The organism is Streptomyces himalayensis subsp. himalayensis, assembly GCF_013778455.1.
Classification (GTDB): Bacteria; Actinomycetota; Actinomycetes; order Streptomycetales; family Streptomycetaceae; genus Streptomyces; species Streptomyces himalayensis.
The window spans coordinates 513,206-538,096 of sequence record NZ_JACEHE010000002.1; the positions used below are offsets into that span (position 1 = coordinate 513,206).

The following is a 24,891-nucleotide window of genomic DNA, read 5'->3' on the forward strand; positions in this document are numbered from 1 at the left end:
AACGGCCGACGGGAGGCCGGGACGTGTTCAGCGCGAGGGACGATGCCCGCGGACCCTATGAGCACCCGCTCTGGCGGGCCACGCTCGGCTGTAGACCGGAGGCTCCGTCCCCGACGAACATCCGGTCATGCGGTACTCAACCCGCGGATTTCAGGCTGACCGCGCGTCGACGCACGACACGCCACCGGCCTCCGGTGGTCTCGTCTCACTGAATCTGGCAGCACCGCGGCCCAGCGGCGACGCCCTGCACCAGGTCGGATGCGAGAGGACACCCACCCTCGCCGAAGCAGCCCGAGACCTCGGCATCCAACAGTCGACCCTGGCGATCCAGATCAACCGCCTCGAAGCGGACCTCGGACAGCCCTCTTCGAGCGAGCCGAACGCGGCACGGCCATGAAACTGACCCGATTCGGGAAACGCGTCGCCTCAGCCGCCCAGAAGATCCCGGGCTGAGGAAATGACACGACGGTGAGACGAAACACCCCGGCAAAGCCGTGAGATAACTGGAAAACCCCTGGTCACGGCGTCGGGATATGCCACGGGCCGCGAGGTCCTACACCCGATCCGGGGCACGGCCTGCAGGTGCCTCGGGAAATGGCTCGACGTGCCGTGGCCGGGCGGGGTGGACTGGGGGCCATGACACCACTCCATGGAGAACTTCTGCCGGCCACGCGTCGCGCGCTGCTGCACCGTATCGCCACGGCTCAGGCGGAGGGGAGGACGCCCTCGCTGGTGGCAGCGGTCGTCCGCGGCGACGAGCTGGTGTGGAGCGGAGCCCGCTCCTGCGTGGACGGGCACGCCCCGGACGACAACGTCCAGTACCGCATCGGTTCGATCACCAAGACGTTCACCGCTGTGCTGGTCATGCGGTTGCGTGACGAGGGCGTGCTCGATCTCGGAGACCCGCTGGAGAAACATCTGCCGGGCACGGGCGCAGGGGAGGTCACGATCCGCGAACTGCTCGCGCACACGGGCGGGTTGGCGGCCGAGACCCCCGGGCCCTGGTGGGAGCGTACGCCCGGCTCCCTGCGGCCGGAGCTCGCCGATGTACTCGGCGATCAGCCCTTCAGACACCCGTCCGGACGTCGGCACCACTACTCCAACCCCGGGTATACGCTGCTCGGTTCGCTGGTCGAGGAGGTCCGCGGAGCGCCGTGGGAGGAGGTGCTGCGCCGGGAGGTCCTCCAGCCGCTCGGTCTGCACCGCACGAGCGGTCAGCCGGCGGCTCCCCACGCGGGTGGCTGGGCGGTGCACCCGTGGGCCGATGTGATGATGCCCGAGCCTGCGGAGGATCTGGGGCGCATGGCACCGGCCGGGCAACTCTGGTCGACAACCGGGGATCTGGCGCGTTTCGCTGTCTTTCTGGCCAAGGGCGATGAGCGGGTACTGAGCGCGGACTCCGTGCTGGAGATGCGTACGCCCGCGGCTCCGCCCGATACTGCCGAGGTTGCGGAGGGCCGTGCCTATGGCCTCGGTATGCAGATTCAGTACAGGGATGGACGGACGCTGGTGGGGCACTCCGGCTCCCTGCCCGGCTTTCTTGCGGGCCTCACCATCAGTGTGGACGACGACCTGGCGGCGATCGTGCTCGCCAACGCCACATCGGGGCCGCTCGTGACGATGGTCGCCGGCGATCTCGTACGGATAGTCGCCGAGGCTGAGCCGCGCATTCCCGAGCCCTGGCGGCCACTGGCCGAAGTTGACACCGCCCTCCTGGAGTTGGCGGGTCCCTGGTACTGGGGCACGCAGTCCGGGGTGCTGCGGCTGGCATCCGGCGGGGACCTTGAGCTCGGGCCCTTGTCTGGGCCGGGCCGACGCTCGCGGTTCCGGGCAAACGATGATGGGACCTGGACGGGGCTGGACGGCTATTACGCGGGAGAGGTCCTGCGGGCCGTGCGGCGGCCGGACGGCTCGGTGAGCCACTTGGACCTGGGGTCGTTCGTCTTTACGCGCGAGCCGTACGAGGAGGGCGCTTCAGTGCCGGGCGGAGTGGACCCGGAGGGTTGGCGCGCGTTGCCCCAGTAACCGACTCGCGACGAGAAGGAAGCCCGAAAGTCGAGAAGAGAGAAGAGCTGCCTGTTTCACGTGAAACAGGCAGCTCTCCTGCGTCTGAGCTGCCCGTGTGTGTTCAGAGCGGACGCTTGAAGCCCACGTGTGAGGCCGTGAAGCCGAGCCGCTCGTAGAAGCGGTGGGCGTCCGTGCGGGTTGCATCGGAGGTCAGTTGCACCAACTGGCAGTCTTGCCGCCTGGATTCGTCGACGGCCCACTCGATGAGCCGGCTGCCGAGACCGCTGCCGCGTTCGTCGGCATGGATTCGTACGCCTTCGATGATCGAGCGGGTGGAGCCCCGCCGGGACAGTCCGGGAATGATCGTGAGCTGCAGCGTGCCTACTACCCGGCCATCGCGCACGGCGACGACCAGGTGCTGATGCGGGTCTCCGGCCAGTCGCGCATACGCGGTCGTGTACGGCTGGAGATCGTCCGGCGACTCCCGCTGGGCGCCCAGGGGGTCGTCGGCCAGCATGCCCACGATGGCCGGGATGTCCTCGGCGGTGGCGGCCCGTATCTCGAGATCTGCCATGAATGGCAGCCTAGACCTGCAACTAGGCGGGCACGATCACTTGCTCGGCTCCTGCGTCCGACGATTCGTCCGGCCCGTGCGAGGGTTCGCCGGACGTGCCGGCCGACTCCACGGCCCTGACCAGCGGGGCCAGTTCCGGGTTCTTTGCCGCTTCGTCGAGGGCTTCACGGAGCGCGGTGTCGTTGGTGGGACGGGCCTCGGCGAGGAGCCGGGCTCCGGCTTCGCTGACGTCTGTGTAGATGCCGCGTCGATCCGTGGGGCACAGGTAGCGCTTGAGCAGACCGCGGTCCTCGAGCCGGGTGACCAGGCGGGTGGTCGCGCTCTGGCTGAGCACAACGGCATCGGCGACCTGCTTCATCTGCAGATGGCCGCCCTCACCGTCGTGCTGACGGCTGAGGGTGTTGAGCAGTGAGTACTCCCTGACGCTGAGGCCGTGCTTGGTCTGAAGGGCGCGCTCGATATGCGCCTCGATCCTTCCGTGGAGCAGCGAGAGCGCACACCAGCCCTGTGCGAGGGCGGTGAGTGCGGGGTCGGTAGCGGTCATGGCTCTTGGTCCTTCGTCCCGGAGCGGCTGCACCCAGGATAAGGCAGCCACGCAATAGTCCGCGTTTGCAGATATAGTGCGTCTGCAACTATTGTGGGCGCACGTTAAGTGCACCTGCAATCATCTGGAAGGTACATCCCATGCCTCTCGCGCTTCTGGCCCTCGCCATCGGGGCCTTCGGCATCGGAACCACGGAATTCGTGATCATGGGATTGCTCCCTGAGGTTGCGGGCGATTTCGGCGCCTCCATCCCCACGGCCGGTCTTCTTGTGACCGGCTATGCGCTCGGCGTCGTGATCGGGGCCCCGCTCATGACTGTGCTGGGCACCAAGATCACCCGTAAGCGCATGTTGATGCTGCTCATGGGGCTGTTCATCGCCGGGAACCTGCTGTCCGCCCTGGCTCCCGCCTTCGGTGTGATGCTCGCCGGACGCATCGTCGCTTCCCTGGCCCACGGCGCCTTCTTCGGCATCGGCTCCGTGGTGGCCGCGGACCTTGTAGCACCGGAGAAAAAGGCCGGAGCCATCGCCATGATGTTCACCGGACTGACCGTCGCCAATGTCGTCGGTGTCCCGCTCGGCACCCTCATAGGCCAGAACCTCGGCTGGCGGATCACCTTCGTCCTCGTCGCCGCCCTCGGCGTCATCGGTCTGACCGGCATCGCCAGGCTCGTCCCGGACATGCCGAAGCCGGAAGGGGTCCACCTGCGCCACGAACTGGCTGCCTTCCGCAACGTCCAGGTGCTCCTCGCCATGGCGATGACCGTTCTCGGCTTCGGTGGTGTCTTCGCCGCGATCACGTACATCGCGCCGATGATGACCCATGTCGCCGGTTTCGCCGACGGCTCCGTCACCTGGCTGCTGGTCCTGTTCGGCATCGGGATGGTCGTGGGCAACCTCGTCGGCGGCAAGTATGCCGACCGTGCCCTGATGCCGATGCTGTACGCGGCCCTGGGAGCGCTTGCGATCGTCCTCGTCCTCTTCACCGTCACGGCCCACGCCAAGGTACTTGCGGCCGTCACCATCGCACTTGTCGGTGCCCTGGGCTTCGCCACCGTGCCGCCGCTGCAGAAGCGCGTCCTGGACCAGGCGCATGGGGCGCCCACGCTGGCCTCGGCAGTGAACATCGGCGCCTTCAACCTGGGCAATGCGCTGGCTGCCTGGCTCGGCGGTCTCGTCATCGACGCCGGCCTTGGCTACACCGCACCGAACTGGGTTGGCGCCTTCCTGGCGACCGCAGCGCTCGTCCTAGCATTCCTGTCCGCTGCGCTGGAACGCCGGACGGACCAGCCCAGCCGTGTTGTCGCGGGTGCGACGCCCGCCGAACAGGCCAGTCCCGTCCACCACTGACCAACGGCTCTGCTCCGGCCAGACGCACAGTGAGGCCCGCGCCCCAAGGGGAGCGGGCCTCACGGCCTCTCCAAGGGGACCGCGCCTCAAGGCCTCTGTCAGCCTGCGGCGACCGTCAGGGGTGCAAAGCGCCGCGTCCAGTCGCCCGGCAGATCCGGGATGCCGTACGTCATCACGGAGTTGAGCCCCTGCTGCTCCACCCCTCGCTCCTTGATCCAGGCGAGCAGCTCTTCGTGGCGTACGTCGATGTCTGTGCGCAGGGGGCGGTCCGTGCTGGCGGCGAGTGAGGTGACGAGTGCCTTGGCCGTCTCCGTGTCGCGGGCGATCAGCGGGCCGACGACATGGGTGGCCATGTTGGGCCAGGCGGCCGCGTAGCCGACGATCTCGCCCCCCTCCTCCGCAACCCTCAACTGGTCGGCGAACGCGGGCAGTCGCGTGATCATGTGGGTGCGGTCCGGGCCGAACACCTCGCCGTCCAGCCGGAGTATGGCGGGCAGATCCTCGGCGGTGGCGCGGCGGGTGCGAACAGCGGGCGGGGAACCGCCGGGACGGAAGTGACCCCGAACCATCTCCGCCTGTCCCACGGCCTTGAATCCCAGCTCCTCGTAGAGAGGCCGACCGGCAGACGTTGCGTGCAGCGTGAGCGGGGTCGCACCGACTTCGGCGATGACGTGCCGCATCAGTCGGCGGCCGACCCCCTTGCGGGCGTGCCGCTCGGCGACCAGAACCATGCCGACCGCCGCCAGATCAGGGCAGTCCCGTGGCCCGTACTCGGTCACGACACAGGCGCTGACGAGGCCCCCGTCGGGGTCATCGATGCCATAGCCGGTACCGGCGGTCAGGAGAAGACTCCACTTGTGTTCTTCGCGTGGCCAGCCGCGGTCCTCGGACAGACCGGCGCAGGACTCGAGATCTCGCGGGGTGAGCCGACGGATCGGCAGGGCGGTGAGGGAAGGTGTCGACACGCAGGTCAGGCTGTCTGACGCAGAGCCATGGCGTCCACCGGTTTGTGAGCCGCTGCACACACCTTTCGGTCATATCGTGTGGCCCCCGCTGTGCCACGTTGAGTGCTCCCGCCTTGCCGCGTCGCATGGCACGGCCGCGTCGCATGGTCCAGCCCTGCGGGTGTTCACAGTTTCACGTGAAACACGAGGCCGGGCCAGGGGCGGTGACGCCGTCCGACTAGGGCGGGCAGTCGCGCGTACCGGCCTCAAGTACTCGGCATGACCGAGGAATTGGCGTGGGCGCCCGGCGAATTGGTGCCATTTCCCGGTGTAGTCCGCTGAATTCCTGGTGAAGGAAGGTGGGACTTGTGTGTGGGGGATCTGCCGGTATGGTCGACTCCGGTTCGGGCCCCGGTGCTCCTCAGGTATCCCGCGGGGCCGAGCGCAGTTCTTCGCAGCCTAATGGGACGGAGAGATCGAAGACCCGCACTTTCCGCTACACGGCCGGCGTCATGGCGCAGGGTGGGATGCTGCCGTCAGAAGGCTGCGGCCATTGTCACAATCCCGCCCTACTTGTCCCTGGGAGGCGGGAGTCCAAGGTTCAATGTGGATCGCATTGCATCCGGGCAGTGCAACAAAACGATCAAGCGGCAGCGGGAGAATCAAGCACCTTCCGACAGGGGAAGTGCGCAGACGACCGAAAGATGTTCGAGGCGAGGCACAGCATGGACGCTCCGACCACCAAGTCGGCCGACGACGGCACTTCCGGCGACAACAGCGGCGGCGGGGGCGGCTGGTTCACGCCGCGCAACCAGCCCGCGCGGCCCGCCGGCGAGGAGCCGGAGGCGGCTGAGGGCCGTCGCATATCGGCCATACGCCCCGTCGGCAGGCCCGGATCAGGCCCCGTGCCCACATCGGAACCATCCCCCGCGCCGACACCATCACATCGACCGACGCCTACCCCGGAAACCGCGACGCCGGCATCGGCCACCCCGACGCCGACATCGGCTGCGGCCGCGACATCGGCTCCGACGCCATCGTTCGGGCGCGGGGCCGAAACGGCAACCACCGAGACGGCCGTCACGTCGAAGCCGAGCCCAGGAACGGACGCGCGGACGGCCGCCGCACGCGCCGGAACGCTTCTCACCCGACCTGAGGCGGCAGCTGATCCAGCGGCCCCTGCCCCTCTCACGAGGCACCCCGAGCCGCCTGCTCCTGAAGCGACTGCACCAGGCCCCGCCTACGGCCATGAGCCTCTAGAAGCGCCCGCCCCCGACCGCGCCCCCGCGAGCCACCCCGCGTCGGACGGAGCATCGCCGGACGCCGTTCTCGTCCGGCGCACCATGGCCGAGGTCGGCCCTGTCGCCGACAAGGTGACGTCCTATTTCTATGCGCTGCTCTTCGTCCGCCACCCCGACCTGAGGCCCCTGTTTCCCGCGGCCATGGACACCCAGCGCGACCGTCTCCTCAAGGCGTTGCTGACCGCCGCGGAGCACATCGACAACACCGACGTCCTCGTCGCCTATCTGCAGAATCTCGGCCGCGGGCACCGTAAGTACGGCACCCGGCCCGAGCACTATCCGGCCGTCGGCGAGTGCCTGATCGCGGCGCTGACCAGGTACGCCACGAACACATGGGACGACGAGACCGAGGCTGCCTGGGTCCGTACTTACACGACGATCTCCCAGGTCATGATCGATGCCGCGGCGGAGGACGAGCTGCGCGCCCCCGCGTGGTGGTACGCCGAGGTCGTCTCGCACGATCTCAGGACGTCCGACATCGCTGTCATCACAGTGCGCCCGGACCAGCCGTATCCGTTTCTGGCCGGTCAGTACGCCAGTCTGGAGACGCCGTGGTGGCCGCGGATATGGCGGCACTACTCGTTCGCTTCCGCGCCACGGTCCGACGGGCTGCTGTCCTTTCACGTCAAAGCGGTGCCGGCCGGCTGGGTCTCCAACGCTCTCGTGCACCGCGCGCGCCCCGGCGATGTGATCCGGCTCGGTCCGCCCGCGGGCTCGATGACCGTCGACCACGGCAGCGACAGCGGTCTGCTCTGCCTCGGCGGGGGCACCGGCATCGCGCCCATCAAGGCGCTCATAGAGGATGTCGCCGAGCACGGTGAGCGACGCCCGGTCGAGGTCTTCTACGGCGCGCGTACCGATCACGACCTGTACGACATCGACACGATGCTGCGGCTGCAGCAGTCCCATCCCTGGCTGGAGGTGCGCCCGGTCGTCGATCAGCAGGCCCATCTCCAGTTGCCCGACGCCATACGCGCCTACGGCCCGTGGAACGAGTACGACGCGTATCTGTCGGGCCCTCCCGGCATGATCCGCCGTGGCGTGGATGCCCTGAGGGATATCGGTATTCCCTGGGACCGGATACGCCACGACGCGGTGGAGGAGCTCGTCGCGGTCGGGGACTGACCAGCTCGGTTCCGGGGATCAGCCCAGGTCAGGGGCATGCATCGCGCGTACGCCCTCGATGTTGCCGTCCAGGTAGTGCCGCAGCGACAGCGGGACGAGATGCACGGATGCGATGCCCACACGTGTGAAGGGCACGCGCACGATCTCGTACTCGCCGCACGGGTCCTCCACCTCCGGGCCATGCCGATGGGCCTCGTCCATGGATTCCAGTCGGCAGACGAAGAAGTGCTGCACTTTGACGCCCGTCGCGCCACCGTCCTCGCCGATGTGCTCCACGGTGTCCACAAAGCAGGGCACCACATCGATGATCTTGGCGCCGAGTTCCTCATGTACTTCGCGATGCAGGGCGTCGACGACGGTCGCGTCCTCGGGCTCGACCCCGCCACCGGGGGTGACCCAGTAGGGGTCGACCCCGGGCTTGGTCCGCTTGATCAGGATCAGGTCATCCCCGTCCAGAAGGACGGCACGTGCGGTGCGCTTGACCACGGGTCGGACGGTCATGGGAGAAATGTGGCCCGGTCTGTTCCACGTGAAACCTCGCTCATGCCCCGGAGCCGCCCGCACGGCTCCTCGAAGACTTCCTTAAGCCCAGTCGGCGGCAGCACGCAGCAGCCACTCGTGCGCCCGCGCGATATGGGGCATGGCGAGCGTGCCGGTGCGCACTGCGAGGAAATACGTACGCAGCGGGGGCACCGGGGGCTCGAGCAGCGCGACGATCTCTCCCCGTTCCAGGGCGGGGGCGCACAGATAGCGCGGCAGCACGGCCAGCCCCGCGCCCGCGGATGCGCAGGCCAAGACCGCGCGTAGATCGGGAACGATGACAGTGCCGGAGATCGCCGGACGGCAGTCGAAGACAGCGGCCCAATAGCGGGCCACGAACGGCAGCGACTCATGTACCTCGACGACCGGGAGGTTCTCCAGGGCCGGAGGATCCTTGTGGCGCAGATTGTCCGTACTGACATGTTCGGCCCAGCGGGGAGACGCCACGAGGACGTGCTCTTCGTCGCAGAGCGGAGTCGCGGTGAGCAGAGCGCCCCGCGGACGGGCCGTCGTAATGGCCAGATCGTGATGTCCGGCGGCAAGGCCTTCGAGCGTCTCCTCTGCGTTTCCGAACGAGGCACGGAGTGAGAAGGACTGGCCGTCCTGGCGGGTCAGTGCGGTGAGGGCCGGCAGAGCACGCTCGGCGGTGAACTCAGGCGGACCGGCGAGATGCAGGGTGCGTAAGGAGGAGCCCTCGTCGAGACCGGCCTCGGTGATCTCCACCAGGGCGTCGAGATGTGGGGCGGCCTTGTGGGCCAGCTCGTCGCCGATCGTGGTGGGAGTCACGCCACGCGCCTGACGCAGAAAGAGCGGGCGGCCCAGCTGCCGCTCCAGAGTGCGGATCTGAGACGTCACGGCGGGCTGCGAGAGACCGAGCAGTGCGGCGGCCCTCGTGAACGAACCGGCCCGGTGCACGGTCACAAAAGTGCGCAGCAGGGCCAGATCCATCGGTGGTTCCTCCCCTCTCAGAGCCCTCAGCCGCGCCCAACTATAAATAAGTCGATAGGTCTCTGTCGCTACTGTGATTGGACACTGACAGAGAGTCAACTAGCCTTGTTCCTGCGGTTCTTCGCGCGCAGAACCGGGACGGTCCGAGCCGCGAGGGGGGAGGCTCGGACCGTCCGCTGTACCCGGCGGAAGCCGTCAGTCCGCCGACTCGTCGAGGGCGCGCAGCACATCCGACACCAGATCGTCGGTGTCCTCGGCCCCGGCCGAGAAGCGAATGAAGCCCTCCGGAACCGCGTCCCCGCCCCACCGGCCGCGCCGCTCGGCCGTGGAACGCACACCGCCGAAGCTCGTCGCATCGTCCACGAGCCGCAGCGCTTCCAGAAAACGATCGGCACGCGCGCGCGTGGGCAGTGTGAACGAGACCACACACCCGAAGCGGCGCATCTGCTGGGAAGCGATCTTGTGCGAAGGGTCGTCGGGCAGCCCCGGATAGCGCAGCCCCGTCACCTCCTCCCGGCCGCGCAGTGCCTCGGCGACCGCCAGCGCGTTGGCGCTCTGCCGGTCGGCCCGCAGCTGGAGCGTGGCGATCGAGCGGTGGGCGAGCCAGGCCTCCATCGGACCGAGGATGGCGCCGACGATCTTGCGCCAGCGCCGTACGGAGGCCGTCAGTTCGGCGTCGCGGCAGGCGACGTACCCCAGCAGGAGATCGCCGTGTCCGGTGAGCTGCTTGGTGCCGCTGGCCACGGCGAAGTCGGCGCCGAGTTCGAGCGGCCGCTGGCCAAGCGGGGTGGCGAGGGTGTTGTCGACGGCGACCAGAGCGCCACGTGCGTGTGCGGCCTCGACGAGCCGCCGCACGTCGCACACGTCGAGCCCAGGGTTCGACGGCGTCTCGATCCACAGCAGCCGGGCCCCGTCCAGAACATCGAGCTGGGCGTCGCCGCCGGTCGGCGCGGTGCGCACCTCGATGCCGTACGCGGTCAGCTGCTCGCGCACCAACGGCAGGACCTGGTAGCCGTCGCTCGGCAGGACCACCGCGTCGCCGGCGCGCAGCTGCGAGAAGAGGACGGCCGAGATCGCGGCCATGCCGGACGCGAAGACGAGCGTCTCCACGTCCTGCCCCGGCGCCTCGAGCTCGCCGATGGCCCGCTCAAGGTGCGTCCAGGTCGGGTTCTCGTCACGGGCGTAGGTGTACGGCCCCGTGGGATCGCCGGGCAGATGGAAGTGCGCCGCGAAGACCGGCCCAGGCAGGCTCGGCTCGTACTTCACGGGCTCCGGCAGACCCGCCCGTACCGCGCGTGTGCCGTCGCCGGCTTCCACCGGGCGCGTGCCGTCCGCGGCCGGTGGCTTTGCCGCGCTGTGCGCCTGAGCCGAGGTGACCGCCTTCTCGGGGGCGTCCGCCTTGTTCGGTATACCCGCCGTCTCCGGGATGTCCGTCATGCCGCCTGTCCTTCCACTGCCTCACGCACGGCGGCGAGCAGGCCTTCGCTCGCCGCCTCCACCATGGCCAGGCATTCTTCGAACCCGTCCAAGCCCCCGTAGTAAGGATCAGGCACGTCCAGATCCACGTACGCGGAGGGGTCGAAAGAGCGCAGCAGCCGGACCTTCTCCGCATCCTCCGGAGTCGGCGCCAACCGGCGCAGAGCCCGCAGATGGCCGGAGTCCAACGCGATCACCAGATCGAGCCGGGAGAACCAGGAAGCCCGGAACTCCCGCGCCACGTGTTCGCCCGCGTATCCGTTGGCCTCGAGCACGGACACGGTACGGGGGTCCGCACAGTCGCCCTCGTGCCAGCCGCCGGTGCCCGCGCTGTCGATCTCGATGAGCCCGTCGAGACCCGCCTCACGGACGCGCGCCCTGAACACGGACTGGGCCATGGGCGACCGGCAGATGTTGCCGGTGCAGACGAAGCACACGCGATACGGCACAGAGGGCGCCGACGACCGGGGAGGGAGAGAAGTCATCGGATGCGTTCAGTCCTTGTCCGGCAGTACGACATTCAGGGCCCAGGACACGACCGAGATGATCAGGCCACCCAGCACGGCGGTCCAGAAGCCCTCGACGTGGAAGCTCACGTCGAGCTTGCCCGCGAGCCACGAGGTGAGCAGCAGCATCAGGGCGTTGACGACGAGCGTTATCAGGCCGAGGGTCAGGATGAACAGCGGAAAGGTGAGCACCTTCACCACCGGCTTGACCAGGAAGTTCACCAGGCCGAAGAGCAGGGCCACGATGATCAGCGTCAGCACCTTGCTGCCGGTGCTGTCACCGGTCAGGGTGATCTTGTCGAGCAGCCATACGGCCACGGCCAGAGCCCCGGCGTTGGCGAGTGTCTTGACTACGAAATTCATCATGTGTCTGATCGTGGCAGACCTGATCGGATCATGAGTACGGCCAAGGGGCGGAAGAAGCGATGAAGGCATTCCGGCTGGATGAACTGGAGGCGGAGCGCGCCGCCAATGATGGTGCGTATCTGCAGTTTCTGCGTGAGCGGAACATGTCGGTCGGCCTCTATGCGCTCAACGCGGGTGAGCACGACCCGCAGCAGCCGCACAACCAGGACGAGGTGTACTTCGTCGTCAGCGGGCGCGCCGCGATCACCGTCGGCATGGAGACCACCCAGGTGGCGCGGGGCAGCGTCGTCTATGTGCCGGCCGGCGTCGCGCACAAGTTCCACCACATCTCCGAGGACCTGCGCGTACTCGTGGTCTTCTCACCGCCGGAGCGCTGAGCCGCCGGGACCGCGCCGCAAGCCTTTTCGGGGTGAGCCGTCCGGGGAAGCCGTCTCGGGGTTCCCTAGGGGGACGATCAGGGAAGGACAGGGGGCCCGACGCCCCCACGGCCCCCCGCCTCGCCCCTAGCATCGAGGACACGGACTCAGGTAAGCGCGGAAAGAGGTAAGGACGATGACAGTGCGAGAGATCTTCGCGGGTATGCCCTGGTGGGTGAAGTGGATCGCGGTGCCGGTCATCGCCCTGGTGGTGTTCGGAGGGATGATTGCGAGCGTTGTCGGCTTTGTGATCGGTCTGCTGTTCAAGGTGCTGCTGTTCGTTGCGCTCGTCGGTGGACTCATCTACGTCGTACGCAAGTTCATGACGACCTCGTCCTCGCGCGACGGCGACTGGTAGACCGACTGGTGGACCGCGCAGCCGGTGGCCGGCAGATCTCGCAACAGCGGATGGTGGCCCCGTGACAACGACCGACACAGCGACCGACGGATCGTGCAGTAACGATCGACGCGTCGCAGAGTGACCGGAAATCAGCGTCGCAGGGCGCGGATTCCGGCGCGGTTCCCTCGGCAGGGGGAAGTTTCCCGGCGCGGCCGCCGGCAGCCGGCGGCCAAGGGCTAGAGTCCGGTAATCCGACGCGGGGCGGCCCCCGCGAGCGGGCTCTCAGCTCCTTCCCCGTGTCCCTCGGCACGGGCCGAACCCACGCGCTTCGGGAGCGACCCTTGGCCAAGGTTGACACCACACCCGCCGACAAGCCCCCCCACTGCCTTCCGGCCCCGCCCGGCCTTGCCCCAGGGGGTGCCCGTGCTCAGGCGCCGACTCTCATCGGCTCGGTCCAGCGGGCCATACGCCTGCTGGAGGCCGTCGCCGCACACGACCACGGCGCGCCTGCCAAGCAGTTGGCCCGCGAGACCGGGCTCGCGCTCCCCACCGCGTACCACCTGCTGCGCACCCTGGCGCATGAGGGTTATCTCCACCGGGAGGACGGTCTGTTCGTCCTCGGCGAGGCCACCGAACGGCTCGGCAGCAAGGGCGCTCAGCAGAAACGTCGCGGCATCATGGGCGATGCACTGGCGCACTGGCGTGACTCCCTCGGCGTACCTGTGTACTACGCGGTGTACCAGGAGGGTGAGATCGACGTCCTGGCCGTCGTGGACAGCCCGGCCGCCCCCGCCGTGCCGGAATGGGCGGACTTCCGCGAGACCGCGCACACCCATGCGATCGGCCAGTGCCTGCTCTCCCAGCTGGACGACGAAGCGCGCCGGGACCATCTGGACCGCTATCCGGTGCAGTCGATCACCGCGTACTCGGTCCGCGATGAAAGAACCTTCCTGCGGCGGCTCCAGGCCATACGCCGCATGCAGCCGGTCTTCGAACGGCAGGAGTACGCCCTGGGCACGGTGTGCGCCGCGATTCCCCTCACGTTCGGCACCACGGCCGCCGCGATTGCCGTGTCCCTCCCGGCCCATCAGGAGGAACGGCTGCTGCCGGTGGCGCGGCGCTTGCAGAGCGAGATAGGCAGGCTGTCAGGGACGCTCGGTCTCTATCAGCATCTGAAAAATCACTCCTTGTGATCTGTTGTGTACGTTGAGCAAGATTCCATATGCGTGTCAGGGGCTCATCCCTGGCCAGACGACGGCGAATTTGACGGGGCGGCGATGCGCGAGTCCGTACAGGCTGAGGTCATGATGAGCTTTCTCGTTTCCGAGGAGCTTTCTTTTCGTATCCCGGTGGAGCTGAGTTATGAGACCCGTGATCCCTATGCCGTGCGTTTGACCTTCCATCTTCCGGGCGATGCTCCCGTGACCTGGGCCTTCGGACGGGAACTCCTGGTCGATGGGGTGGTCGCGCCGTGCGGCGACGGGGACGTGCGCATCGCTCCCACCGGAGACAAGATGTTCGACGAGGTGCTCATCACGCTTCAAGTCAGCACGGACCAGGCGATGTTCAAGGCGGGGATCGCACCCCTGGTGGCCTTCCTCGACCGTACGGACAAGCTTGTGCCGCTTGGGCAGGAACGTGCCCTCGCCGACTTCGACGCCAACCTCGACGAGACCCTGGACCGGATCCTCGCCGAGGAGCAGAGCGCAGGCTGACAGAAAGCGAAGACGCTTGCACCAGCAGTAGCCGTAACGCTTCACCAGTCGCGTGCGAGGTCCGAGGCACCTAGGCGCCTACGAGGCCCCTGGCGCGTCTGGCGCCTGATTCTCCGGGGTCAGTGCTTGCGGCGCCGCCCTCGTCCGCCGCGTGGCGCCGGCGGCCGGGTGCCCGTTGCCGACCGGGCATCCGCCGCCCCCGCCGCGTCCGGAGCCTGCCCCGCACCCGTGGCCGGGCGGTCGGCCGAGACAACCAGCGCGGCGAGAGCGGTCGTCACCGGCACCGAGGCGACAAGGCCGATAGAGCCCACCAGGGTGCGCAGGATCTCCTCCGCCACCAGTTCGCTGTTGGCCACCGCCCCCACACTGCTCTGGGCGATCGAGAACAGCAGCAGCAACGGCAGGGCAGCGCCCGCGTACGCCAGGACCAGGGTGTTCACGACCGATGCGATGTGGTCGCGGCCGATCCTGATCCCCGCGCGGTACAGCCCCCGCCAGCCCACCGTGGGGTCGGCCTGGTGCAGCTCCCAGACCGCCGAGGTCTGCGTCACCGTGACGTCGTCGAGCACACCGAGCGAACCGATGATCACACCCGCAAGCAGCAGCCCGCTCATGTCGATTTCCGGGTAAAGGCCGTGAATCAGGCCGGTGTTGTCGTCCGTGTTGCCGGTCAGTGCGGCCCAGTCGATGAACAGCGAGCCCAACAGGCCGATGAGCAGCAGCGAGATGAGTGTGCCCAGCACCGCGACCGACGTACGGGCTGTGAGCCCGTGGCAGAGATAGAGCGCGATCAGCATGATGGCGCTTGCCCCGACGACGGCGACGACCAGCGGATTCGAGCCCTGAAGAATCGCGGGCAGGATGAACACCGTCAGCACCATGAAACTGATCGCCAGTGCGATCAGCGCCATGAGACCGCGCATCCGCCCCACCACGACCACGGCGAGCGCGAAGATCCCGGCGAGCAGCGCCATGGGCAGCCTGCGGTTCACATCGGTGACCGAGTACTGCAGTTCTCTGGGCGCATCGGGTGCGTACGCGACCACCACCTCCTGGCCCTCGTGCAGCTGCCGCGGTGCGTCCGGCTGCACGATCTCCGTGAACGTACGGCCCTTGTTCTCGCCGGTCGTGACCTCGACGGTCGCCTTGCCGCAGATCCCGTTCGCCTGCTGCTGGGCGGACTGACCCTCGGCGGTCGACGTGTCGCCCGTCGGGGTGTCCCCCGAGGCGTTCACGTCCTTGCAGTCCACCTTCTCGACCCTGACGACCCTGGCCTGCTCGGTCTGCCGGTCGAAGCCGACTCCGGTGCGCTCGTGCGGCGGCGCGCCGCCGGGCCAGAGCACGGCGAGACCCACGACGACCGCGGCTGCGAAGGGGATCAGCACCGCGGCGATCACCTTGCGCAGATGCTTCGAGACGGGCGCAGCGGGTCCGTGGGCGTGCGAGTGGCCATGCCCGGGGCCCTGACTGGGTTCGGGGCCAAAGCCAGGGGCGTTGCCGTTGCCGTTGCCGTTGCCGTTGCCGTGTCCGGAGCCGTGCCCCTGCCGGTGGCCGGCACCCTGCCCCTGCCCCTGCCCCTGCCCCTGCCCGTGGCCGGCACCCTGCCCCTGCCCATGTCCGGGCCCGTGTCCGCTCTCCGAGCCGGTGGGGCGGTCTCCGGGCGCGCCGGACGGGCCTTGGCCGTACGGAGGTCCGGGCGGGCCACCCCCGTACGGAGGCCCTGACGGAGGGCCCCCGTACGGAGGCCCTGGCCGGCCTCGTCCCTGCGGCGGTTCAGAGGGCGGCTGCGGGGGCTGCTGCATGGGGCTCACGTTCAGATCATCGCAAGAACGACGGAGGTCCTCTGTTCAGCTCGCCCGACATGACGCTAGCGTGGAGGCACTTTTGCAATCGCGGGAGCTCGGAGCACCGGGCTGAGAGGGCGCTGACCTCCGTCATCGCGATGTTTCACATGAACATCGGCAGACGGAAGCCGCTGCGTCGACCGCTGAACCTGTTACCGGGTAATGCCGGCGTAGGGAGTAGGTCTCATGACCATGAAGGACGCACGCACGCCTGCCTCCGGCCAGAGCGGCCAGCAGGACGAGTCCGGGAAGTCCATCGGCTGGCACAAGGCGCACGTCGAGGGTTCACGCCCCGACCTGCGCGTGCCGGTCCGTCAGGTGCACCTCACCAACGGGCAGTCCGTCACGCTGTACGACACATCCGGGCCGTACACCGATCCGTCCGCCACCACCGACGTCCGCAGGGGCCTTCCGCCCCTCCGCGAGAACTGGATCACCGCCCGCGGAGACACCGAAGAGTACGCGGGCCGCCCGGTCCGCCCCGAAGACGACGGAATCAAGCACACCTCGCCCCGCGGCGGACTGCGCAACCTGGACGCCGTCTTCCCCGGACGGCCGCGCCAGCCGCGCAGGAGCCGCACCGGCCAGGCCGTGACGCAACTCGCGTACGCACGCCGCGGTGAGATCACGCCCGAGATGGAGTTCGTGGCGATCCGCGAGAACGTCGACCCGGAGGTCGTACGCGAGGAGATCGCCGCCGGACGCGCGGTTCTGCCCGCCAACGTCAACCACCCGGAGATCGAGCCGATGATCATCGGCAAGCGGTTCCTGGTGAAGGTCAACGCCAACATCGGCAACTCCGCCGTGACCTCCTCGATCGAGGAGGAGGTGGAGAAGATGACCTGGGCGACCCGCTGGGGTGCGGACACGGTCATGGACCTCTCCACCGGCCGCAACATCCACACCACGCGCGAGTGGGTGCTCCGCAACTCCCCCGTCCCGATCGGCACGGTCCCCCTCTACCAGGCCCTCGAGAAGGTCGACGGCAAGGCCGAGGAGCTGACCTGGGAGATCTACAAGGACACGGTCATCGAGCAGGCCGAGCAGGGCGTGGACTACATGACCGTCCACGCGGGCGTGCGCCTGCCCTACGTACCGCTGACCGCCAACCGCAAGACCGGCATCGTCTCCCGCGGGGGCTCGATCATGGCCGCCTGGTGCCTCGCGCACCACAAGGAGAGCTTCCTCTATGAGAATTTCGAGGAGCTCTGCGAGATCCTCGCGGCCTACGACGTGACGTACTCGCTGGGCGACGGTCTGCGGCCCGGGTCGATCGCGGACGCCAACGACGAGGCGCAGTTCGCCGAGCTCAGGACCCTCGGGGAACTGAACCGGATCGCGAAGCGTTTCAACGTCCAGACCATGATCGAGGGCCCGGGACATGTCCCGATGCACAAGATCAAGGAGAACATCGACCTCCAGCAGGAGATCTGCGATGAAGCTCCGTTCTATACGCTCGGCCCGCTGACGACGGACGTCGCGCCGGCGTACGACCACATCACCTCCGGCATCGGTGCCGCGATGATCGCCTGGTGGGGTACGGCGATGCTCTGCTACGTCACACCTAAGGAGCACTTGGGCCTGCCCAACCGTGACGACGTCAAGACCGGTGTCATCACCTACAAGATCGCCGCACACGCAGCCGACCTCGCCAAGGGGCACCCGGGTGCCCAGGAGTGGGACGACGCCCTGTCGGACGCTCGCTTCGAGTTCCGCTGGGAGGACCAGTTCAACCTGGCCCTCGACCCGGACACGGCCCGGGAGTTCCACGACGAGACGCTCCCGGCCGAGCCGGCGAAGACCGCGCACTTCTGCTCGATGTGCGGCCCGAAGTTCTGCTCGATGAAGATCTCGCAGGACATCCGCCGCGAACACGGCAGTACGAAGAGCGAGATCGAGGCGGGCATGGAGCAGAAGTCCAAGGAGTTCGCGGCGGCCGGCAGTCGGGTTTATCTGCCGATTGCCGACTGAGCGGTGGCCGCTTGGGCCTCTCATTCGTACTTCGAGAGGCCCACGTGGCTCTGCCGTCATCGGTCCTGACGGGCGTCGGCGGACATGGCCGGCGCCCGGCCCCGCCGGCTCGGCTCGCTCCGGCCGGGCTCACTCCGGCTTGTGCTCCGGTCCTCCGAAGTCCGGGCTTGTGAAGTCCGGGCTGGAGTAGCTGGGGCGCGGGCCGGCTGCGGGGCCGCCCTCCGGGCTGCTGAAGCCAGGCCGGTTGTAGCCGAGTTGAGGGATCCGGCTGGTCGGCGTGGGGCGGCTCGGCGGTGTCGGGCCGGGGCCGGACAGGGCGTCCCTGAGGAACGGCAGTATGCCGCGCTCCAGAAGCGCCTCGTGCCAGGCTTCCCTGGCCTCGTCGACCGCCTCGCTGTGCTCGTTGTACTCGTCGGCCTGGAGTGACGTGGAGCCGTTGCGCAGGGCGGTGAGCAGCAGACCCACCGCGGCGACCAGGATGGCGGCCGCCGTGATCGCGGTGAACACCCATCCGGTCGTCAGAAGGGTGCCTGCGAACGCCTCCCGGGGGTCGAGCGCCTTCAGGACGTAGCCGACGAGCAGGAAGATCGCCGCTGCGGTTCCGGCGAGGACCGGGCTGAGCACGGCGACGACGGCGATCACACCGGCGCCGACGGGCTCGGTGACCTCGCCCGTGGTGGTGGCGAGCCCCACGGCGCCCGAGCCGGACTCCGTGCGGCTTGTCCCGTCGCGTACGGGCGTGCTGGGCCGCGCGGGCTCGCGGAGCTCGTCACGGACCTTCACATAGTGCTGGTACTCGGTTGCGGCGGCCGCCGTGATCAGCGCCGTGGCATTGAGCGCCATGGTGCGCAGCTGCTCGGCGTTGAGCTGACGGCCCATGGCGGCCAGATCAGGGCGGTGTGGTGCGGAGCGCAGCGCCTCATCGAGGATCCGCTCGTACTCCTGGCGGTCCTCATTCAGCAGGTGCGGAGCGCTGTTCATGTGCATCCCCCGATGCTCCGTAGGGCTTGGGAGCTCGCATGGGTGCGAGCCGTGGCAGAAACGGAGGGGAGCCTGCTACGGATAAACTGATGGTAGAGCGGCCACGGCTGGTGGTGACAGGGGGTTTCCGGAAATTGGGTCCGTGGCCAGAGCTGCCGTCGTTGCCGGACGCCTGCCCGGCAAACGGTCATTCATCCAGGGGAAGTTGGCAGACCAGCAGTTTTCCGGCCATGGTCACGCCGCCGTCCATGGCGATGGCCAGCCCGCCGGCGTAGACGTGCGGTCCCTCGACCAGGGGCCCCGTGCCGGTTTCGCCATCCTCCGAGCCCACCTCACCGAGGAGGTACGGAATGGGGCTGTGGCCGTGCACGATCCGGGTGCCGCCGTAGGTGCCGAGAAGTTCACGCACGGCGCCGGTGCCTGTTTCGTCGTCGCGGAAGGCGAAGCGCTTGGTGAACTTGCGGAAGAGGTCCCAGCATTCGTCGGCGTCGTTGCGGGTGAGGGTTTCGCGGACCGTGTCGTTGACCGCTTCGATGGAGTCTCCGTACTCGAGGTAGGCGGTGGTGTCGGAGTGCACCAGGAGATGGCCGTCCGCCTCTTCCATCGCGTCGAGGCGGGCCATCCACTGCAGATGGTGGTCCTGGAGGCGTTCCATGTCGGTCTTCTGGCCGCCGTTGAGCAGCCAGGCGGCCTGGAAAGTGGCGGTGCCCGCGCCGGAGTTGACCGGGGTGTCGCCGAAGCGTTTGGCACCGAGCAGCAGCAGTTCGTGGTTGCCCATGAGGGCCTTGCAGTAGCCGCCGGCGGCCGCGGCCTCGGCGGACAGCCGCATCACGAGGTCGATGACGCCGACACCGTCGGGCCCACGGTCGGTGAAGTCGCCGAGGAACCACAGCCGTGTGTTGCCGGCGGACCAGTTGCCCTCGGCGTCGATGAGGCCCTTGTCCTGGAGCGCCGCGACCAGCTGGTCGAGGTAGCCGTGGACGTCGCCCACGACGTAGAGAGGGCCGAGACCTTCGGGGGTGCTCGGGTCGGCCGCCTGCTCCGGTGCGAGCGGAACCTGGAGGGTGTCTCCCCGGTTGATCACCGGGAGGTCGCGCTGGGTCGGTGTGTAGCCCTCGGGCTCAGCGGTGCCTGTGGCCACGCCGGTGTGCTGCCCGGTCGGGGCGGCATTGTGCGCATACGGACCGGTCTCGTGGACGTACGCCGGAACGCGGAAGTCGCGCAGCGTCGCCGTCCGCACCTCGGGTCCCTGACCGGCCCCCTGAGTCATCGACCCCTCCACCACCATTGCGCCGCATCTGCACCGGTTCGGACTGCCTGGTCGCAGCGGCCCGCGGTGTCGTCCGCCCATCATAGGAATGCGGCTCGTTCTGTGTGATGACCCAGGGGTGGTGAATCGGCTTAGTACCCCGGTTCACCGAAGTTTTCTCCCGAATTGGGCAGGGGTTTCCCTGCAGGTCATGACAGACGAACGTTTCCCGTTCGCCTGCCCGTACCGTGCTCCGCCCTGATCTATCCCTGGCCGGGGGAGCGGGGTGGGCTGACGATGGGGCGTGCCTGCCGCCGCTGGGAGGAGGTCCGCACGATGAGTTCTGTCGGTATCACCTGTTCGACCGGTTGGTCCGACTCGACGCCTTCGATGGCGTCGATGAGGAGTTGCACCACTGCGGTGCCGATGCGGCGCGGCTTGAGGGAGAGCGTGGTGATGGGCGGTTCCGTGTTGGCGTAGACGGACGACTCGCTGCAGCACACCAGCAGCAGATCGTCGGGTACGCGCAGGCCGTACCGGCGCGCCGCCGCCAGCAGATCGGTTCCGTTGGGGTCGAAGAGCCCGTAGACGGCGTCCGGCCGGTCCGGGCGAGCGAGCAGCCGGTCGGCGGCGACCGCTCCGGCGCACGGGTCATGGGCGGGGTAGGCCTCGTACACGGGGTCCTGACCGACGCGCTCGCACCAGTTCAGGTATGCGGTCGTGGACAGGTTCGTGTACGTGTCGGTGCTGGTGCCGGTGAGCAGCCCGATGCGGCGGGCTCCGGCGGCGGCGAGATGGTCGAGGATGCCGAGGACCGCGGCCTCGTGGTCGTTGTCCACCCAGGCGGTCACCGGCAGGGAGCCGGCCGGGCGTCCGTCGGAGACGACGGGCAGACCCTGGCGCACCAGTTCGCTGACGACCGGGTCGTGGTCGGAGGGGTCGATGACGACGGTCCCGTCGAGCGCGACGTTCGACCAGACGTCGTGCCGGGAGGTGGCGGGGAGGATGACCAGCGCATAGCCACGGGCGAGCGCGGCTGAGGTCGCGGCTCTCGCCATCTCCGCGAAGTACGCGAACTCCGTGAAGGTGAACGGTTCGTCTCCGTACGTCGTCACCGTCAGGCCGATGAGGCCCGACTTTCCGGTACGGAGCGTGCGGGCCGCGGCGGAGGGGCGATAGCCCAGCCGGTCTGCGACCTCGCGGACATGGCGGCGTGTGGCGTCCGGTAGTCGGCCCTTGCCGTTCAGCGCGTCGGAGACGGTCGTGATGGAGACACCGGCGGCGGCGGCGACGTCCCTGATGCCCGCTCTGCTCGTCCGGCTGCCTCGACGGGGGGTCTCCGCGCGGCTCACCTGGTGCTTCCCTGCTGCTGTCATGGCGAGCCGATAGTAGGGCTCATTCGGTGGGGTAGCGCGGGAGCATATGCGCCGACCAACAGGCACGTTTCTGCATGGCGACGATGGGTCAGTTTCCTTAGAACAAAAGGAGGATGAACGATTCGACAGAAGTACATCATCTGCCAGGGCCATTAGACCTGCCAAATGATAGATGTTGCGATGCGGTCTCAACTCACCTTGACGGGGGATGCGCGCCACGGCGCGTACAGGGGGCGCGCGCTGTGTTGCGAGCGCTCCCGTCCCTCTCGCGAGCCCGATGACGCCCTGTCCGTACGCCCTTGACCGGGGGTTTGATCCGTACGGAAGGTCCACGACCGCGGGCTGTCGCCCACCATTCGCAAGGGCGCCGAATCCTCATAGGGTGAGGAGTATTCGAACCTGGGTGTGACGAGGAGGACTGCGGTGAGCGAGACGAGCCCGAGGCTGCGCGCCGAGCTGGAGGGTATCCCCACGTACAAGCCGGGCAAGCCCGCCGCGGTCGGCGGACCCGTGGCGTACAAGCTGTCCTCCAACGAGAACCCCTATCCGCCGCTGCCTGGCGTGATGGAGACGGCGATCGCCGCGGCCGGGTCCTTCAACCGCTACCCGGACATGGGGTGCACGGGCCTGATGAACGAACTGGCCGACCGGTTCGGCGTGCCCCTGTCGCATCTGGCCACCGGCACGGGTTCGGTCGGTGTCGCGCAGCAGCTGCTGCAGGCCACCTCCGGCCCCGGCGACGAGGTGATCTACGCCTGGCGGTCCTTCGAGGCGTACCCGATCATCACGCGGATCAGCGGTGCGACGCCGGTGCAGGTACCGCTGACGGAGGGCGAGGTGCACGACCTCGACGCGATGGCGGACGCCGTCACCGAGCGGACGCGGCTGATCTTCGTCTGCAACCCGAACAACCCGACCGGGACGGTGGTGCGCCGGGCCGAGCTCGAGCGCTTCCTCGACCGGGTGCCGAGCAACGTGCTGGTGGTGCTGGACGAGGCGTACCGCGAGTTCATCCGTGATCCCGAGGTGCCGGACGGCGTCGAGATCTACCGGCAGCGGCCGAACGTGTGCGTGCTGCGCACGTTCTCCAAGGCGTACGGTCTGGCCGGGCTGCGGGTCGGTTTCGCCATCGCGCACGAGCCTGTGGCGGACGCCCTGCGCAAGACGGCGGTCCCGTTCGGCGTGAGCCAGCTCGCACAGGAGGCGGCCGTGGCGAGTCTGCGCGCCGAGGACGAGCTGCTGGGCCGGGTGGGCTGCATCGTCTGCGAGCGCAATCGCGTGGTCGAGGCACTGCGGGCGCAGGACTGGGTGGTGCCCGAGACGCAGGCGAATTTCGTATGGCTGCGGCTGGGGGAGCGTACGGCCGACTTCGCGGCGGCGTGCGAGCAGGCCGGCGTGGTCGTGCGGCCGTTCCCCGGCGAGGGTGTGCGGGTCACGATCGGCGAGACCGAGGCGAACGACATCTTCGTGCACACGGCGGGGGCGTTCCGCAAGGATCACTGAGCGGCGTCCGCGTCCAGGTCAGCTGCGGGCCCTACCGGGCCGCGGCCGCGCCCCGATGCACGAGCGTCTTCTCTCTTGAGCCCCCTGCCTGCGTCCGCTGCTGGGGGCTCAAGGCCCCTTTCCCCGGTTTTCCCAGCTCGGAGGCAGTTCCCCGCAGTAAGGGCACCCCCCTGCCAGTGCCGTATGACAGTAGGCAATAATGCTTGTGAATGTGAACGCTTTCACAAGCCTGCCTGGTTGCTCCCGTTATGGGCGTGATCAAAGGGTCAGACTGCCGCTGTCACCACGGCACGTAAGGAGAAGTCGAGGTGGATCTCGCTCTGGCGCCGGAGACCCTGGCGCGATGGCAGTTCGGCATCACCACCGTCTACCACTTTCTCTTCGTCCCGCTGACGATCTCGCTCGCGGCGCTCACAGCGGGTCTGCAGACCGCTTGGGTGCGGACGGAGAAGGAGAAGTACCTCAGGGCCACCAAGTTCTGGGGCAAGCTCTTCCTGATCAATATCGCCATGGGTGTCGTGACCGGCATCGTGCAGGAGTTCCAGTTCGGCATGAACTGGTCCGACTACTCCCGCTTCGTCGGTGACGTCTTCGGCGCCCCGCTCGCCTTCGAGGCGCTCATCGCGTTCTTCTTCGAGTCGACCTTCATCGGGTTGTGGATCTTCGGCTGGGACAAGCTGCCGAAGAAGATCCATCTCGCCTGCATCTGGATGGTGTCGATCGGCACGATCCTGTCGGCGTACTTCATCCTCGCGGCCAACTCCTGGATGCAGCACCCGGTCGGATACAAGATCAACGAGTCCACCGGCCGTGCCGAGCTGACGGACTTCTGGGTCGTGCTCACCCAGAACACCGCCCTCACGCAGGTGTTCCACTCGCTGTCGGCGGCCTTCCTCACGGGCGGCGCCTTCATGGTCGGCATCGCGGCCTTCCATCTGCTGCGCAAGAAGCACATATCCGAGATGAAGACCTCGCTGCGCCTCGGCCTGGTCACCGTCGTCATCGGCGGAATGCTCACCGCCGTCAGCGGCGACTTCCTCGGCAAGGTCATGTACGAACAGCAGCCGATGAAGATGGCCGCGGCAGAGGCGCTCTGGGACGGCGAGGGCCCGGCGCCCTTCTCCGTGTTCGCGTACGGCGACGTGGACGAGGGCCACAACAAGGTCGCCATCGAGATCCCGGGACTGCTGTCCTTCCTGGCCAAGAGCGACTTCACCTCGTACGTCCCCGGCATCAACGACGTCAACAAGGCCGAACAGGAGAAGTACGGGCCCGGCGACTACCGGCCCAACATCCCCGTCGCCTACTGGGGCTTCCGGTGGATGATCGGCTTCGGTATGGCGTCGTTCGCCATCGGTCTGGCCGGGCTCTGGCTGAGCCGCAAGAAGTTCATGCTGCCGGGGCATCTGCGGGTGGGCGATGACGAAGTGCCGCATCTGGTGCCGTTCGCCAAGCCGCTCGGCCCGAAGCTCACCACCTGGTACTGGCGCATCGCGGTCTGGACGCTGGCCTTCCCGCTGATCGCCAACGCCTGGGGCTGGATCTTCACCGAGATGGGACGCCAGCCGTGGGTCGTGTACGGCCTGTTCCAGACACGGGACGCGGTCTCCCCTGGTGTGTCGCAGGGCGAGATTCTCACCTCGATGATCGTCTTCACGCTGCTCTACGCGGTGCTCGCCGTCGTCGAGGTCAAGCTGCTCGTGAAGTACGTCAAGGCCGGGCCGCCCGAGCTCACGGAGGCCGACCTCAACCCGCCCACAAGGATCGGCGGCGACAGCCGTGACGCCGACAAGCCGATGGCCTTTTCCTACTGAGG

22 protein-coding genes are annotated in these 24,891 nt (G+C 68.1%); 10 read left to right on the plus strand and 12 right to left on the minus strand.

From position 1 onward, the window contains the following. Positions 1-636: 636 nt before the first annotated feature. Positions 637-2,025 carry a serine hydrolase domain-containing protein gene (locus tag H1D24_RS06105; RefSeq protein ID WP_181656317.1) on the plus strand — a complete coding sequence of 463 codons (1,389 nt, stop codon included), beginning with the start codon at positions 637-639 and terminating at the stop codon, positions 2,023-2,025. A gap of 103 nt (positions 2,026-2,128) precedes the next feature. On the opposite strand, the gene H1D24_RS06110 is transcribed toward H1D24_RS06105, so the two are convergent. Together H1D24_RS06110 and H1D24_RS06115 are read right to left on the minus strand one after the other, a co-directional pair. Continuing rightward, positions 2,129-2,581, minus strand: a complete 453-nt coding sequence (locus H1D24_RS06110; RefSeq protein WP_181656318.1) for a GNAT family N-acetyltransferase — start codon at positions 2,579-2,581, stop codon at positions 2,129-2,131. Between the two features lie 22 nt (positions 2,582-2,603). Next, entirely contained in the window at positions 2,604-3,125 is a 522-nt protein-coding gene (locus H1D24_RS06115) for a MarR family winged helix-turn-helix transcriptional regulator (RefSeq protein ID WP_258563843.1), read from the minus strand. 140 nt (positions 3,126-3,265) lie between these two features. Here H1D24_RS06115 and H1D24_RS06120 point away from each other — a divergent pair, with 140 nt between their 5' ends. Then, a complete protein-coding gene (locus H1D24_RS06120; protein WP_181656319.1) occupies positions 3,266-4,474 on the plus strand; it encodes an MFS transporter in 1,209 nt (402 codons plus the stop codon). A gap of 98 nt (positions 4,475-4,572) precedes the next feature. On the opposite strand, the gene H1D24_RS06125 is transcribed toward H1D24_RS06120, so the two are convergent. Then, positions 4,573-5,439, minus strand: coding sequence for a GNAT family N-acetyltransferase (locus tag H1D24_RS06125; protein WP_181656320.1), 867 nt, complete (start codon positions 5,437-5,439; stop codon positions 4,573-4,575). 704 nt (positions 5,440-6,143) lie between these two features. Here H1D24_RS06125 and H1D24_RS06130 point away from each other — a divergent pair. Next, positions 6,144-7,844, plus strand: a complete 1,701-nt coding sequence (locus tag H1D24_RS06130; RefSeq protein WP_181656321.1) for a globin domain-containing protein — start codon at positions 6,144-6,146, stop codon at positions 7,842-7,844. A gap of 18 nt (positions 7,845-7,862) precedes the next feature. On the opposite strand, the gene H1D24_RS06135 is transcribed toward H1D24_RS06130, so the two are convergent. From H1D24_RS06135 to H1D24_RS06155, 5 genes are all read right to left on the minus strand, one after another. Further along, complete coding sequence (locus H1D24_RS06135; RefSeq protein WP_181656322.1) at positions 7,863-8,345, minus strand: NUDIX domain-containing protein; 483 nt, start codon at positions 8,343-8,345, stop codon at positions 7,863-7,865. A gap of 81 nt (positions 8,346-8,426) precedes the next feature. Next, entirely contained in the window at positions 8,427-9,332 is a 906-nt protein-coding gene (locus tag H1D24_RS06140) for a LysR family transcriptional regulator (protein WP_181656323.1), read from the minus strand. 195 nt (positions 9,333-9,527) lie between these two features. Further along, complete coding sequence (locus tag H1D24_RS06145) at positions 9,528-10,769, minus strand: cystathionine gamma-lyase (RefSeq protein ID WP_258563844.1); 1,242 nt, start codon at positions 10,767-10,769, stop codon at positions 9,528-9,530. Next, positions 10,766-11,257: a low molecular weight protein-tyrosine-phosphatase gene (locus tag H1D24_RS06150; protein WP_309484222.1), complete on the minus strand. Its 492-nt coding sequence runs from the start codon at positions 11,255-11,257 to the stop codon at positions 10,766-10,768. The genes H1D24_RS06145 and H1D24_RS06150 overlap by 4 nt, the downstream gene beginning before the upstream one ends. 45 nt (positions 11,258-11,302) lie before the next feature. After that, a complete protein-coding gene (locus tag H1D24_RS06155; protein ID WP_181656325.1) occupies positions 11,303-11,680 on the minus strand; it encodes a phage holin family protein in 378 nt (125 codons plus the stop codon). Between the two features lie 59 nt (positions 11,681-11,739). On the opposite strand from H1D24_RS06155, the gene H1D24_RS06160 reads away from it, so the two are divergent. The 4 genes from H1D24_RS06160 to H1D24_RS06175 all read left to right on the plus strand — a co-directional run bounded on the left by H1D24_RS06160 (position 11,740) and on the right by H1D24_RS06175 (position 14,151). After that, positions 11,740-12,057: a cupin domain-containing protein gene (locus tag H1D24_RS06160; protein ID WP_181656326.1), complete on the plus strand. Its 318-nt coding sequence runs from the start codon at positions 11,740-11,742 to the stop codon at positions 12,055-12,057. 181 nt (positions 12,058-12,238) lie between these two features. Further along, positions 12,239-12,454 (plus strand): DUF5326 family protein, encoded by a 216-nt coding sequence (locus tag H1D24_RS06165; protein ID WP_181656419.1) that lies wholly within the window; start codon positions 12,239-12,241, stop codon positions 12,452-12,454. 425 nt (positions 12,455-12,879) lie between these two features. Continuing rightward, on the plus strand, positions 12,880-13,629 hold the full coding sequence (locus H1D24_RS06170; protein WP_309484223.1) for an IclR family transcriptional regulator: 750 nt from the start codon (positions 12,880-12,882) through the stop codon (positions 13,627-13,629). 84 nt (positions 13,630-13,713) lie between these two features. Continuing rightward, a complete protein-coding gene (locus tag H1D24_RS06175) occupies positions 13,714-14,151 on the plus strand; it encodes an SsgA family sporulation/cell division regulator (RefSeq protein WP_181656328.1) in 438 nt (145 codons plus the stop codon). Between the two features lie 119 nt (positions 14,152-14,270). Here the strand turns inward: H1D24_RS06175 and H1D24_RS06180 are convergent, their stop codons facing one another. Then, positions 14,271-15,962: a YibE/F family protein gene (locus H1D24_RS06180; RefSeq protein ID WP_309484213.1), complete on the minus strand. Its 1,692-nt coding sequence runs from the start codon at positions 15,960-15,962 to the stop codon at positions 14,271-14,273. A 219-nt stretch (positions 15,963-16,181) separates the two neighbouring features. On the opposite strand from H1D24_RS06180, the gene thiC reads away from it, so the two are divergent. Continuing rightward, entirely contained in the window at positions 16,182-17,966 is a 1,785-nt protein-coding gene (gene thiC / locus H1D24_RS06185) for a phosphomethylpyrimidine synthase ThiC (RefSeq protein ID WP_309484214.1), read from the plus strand. Positions 17,967-18,095: 129 nt separating this feature from the next. Here thiC and H1D24_RS06190 read toward each other — a convergent pair whose 3' ends face one another. The 3 genes from H1D24_RS06190 to H1D24_RS06200 form a co-directional block, all read right to left on the minus strand. Beyond that, positions 18,096-18,953 carry a hypothetical protein gene (locus H1D24_RS06190; protein WP_181656330.1) on the minus strand — a complete coding sequence of 286 codons (858 nt, stop codon included), beginning with the start codon at positions 18,951-18,953 and terminating at the stop codon, positions 18,096-18,098. Between the two features lie 181 nt (positions 18,954-19,134). Continuing rightward, on the minus strand, positions 19,135-20,217 hold the full coding sequence (locus tag H1D24_RS06195; RefSeq protein WP_181656331.1) for a metallophosphoesterase: 1,083 nt from the start codon (positions 20,215-20,217) through the stop codon (positions 19,135-19,137). Positions 20,218-20,459: 242 nt separating this feature from the next. Continuing rightward, positions 20,460-21,572, minus strand: coding sequence for a LacI family DNA-binding transcriptional regulator (locus H1D24_RS06200; protein WP_181656332.1), 1,113 nt, complete (start codon positions 21,570-21,572; stop codon positions 20,460-20,462). 423 nt (positions 21,573-21,995) lie between these two features. Between H1D24_RS06200 and hisC the strand changes: the two genes are divergently transcribed. Both hisC and H1D24_RS06210 read left to right on the plus strand, forming a co-directional pair. After that, positions 21,996-23,075: a histidinol-phosphate transaminase gene (gene hisC, locus H1D24_RS06205; RefSeq protein WP_181656333.1), complete on the plus strand. Its 1,080-nt coding sequence runs from the start codon at positions 21,996-21,998 to the stop codon at positions 23,073-23,075. Between the two features lie 308 nt (positions 23,076-23,383). Further along, positions 23,384-24,889 carry a cytochrome ubiquinol oxidase subunit I gene (locus H1D24_RS06210; protein ID WP_181656334.1) on the plus strand — a complete coding sequence of 502 codons (1,506 nt, stop codon included), beginning with the start codon at positions 23,384-23,386 and terminating at the stop codon, positions 24,887-24,889. Positions 24,890-24,891 lie beyond the last annotated feature (2 nt).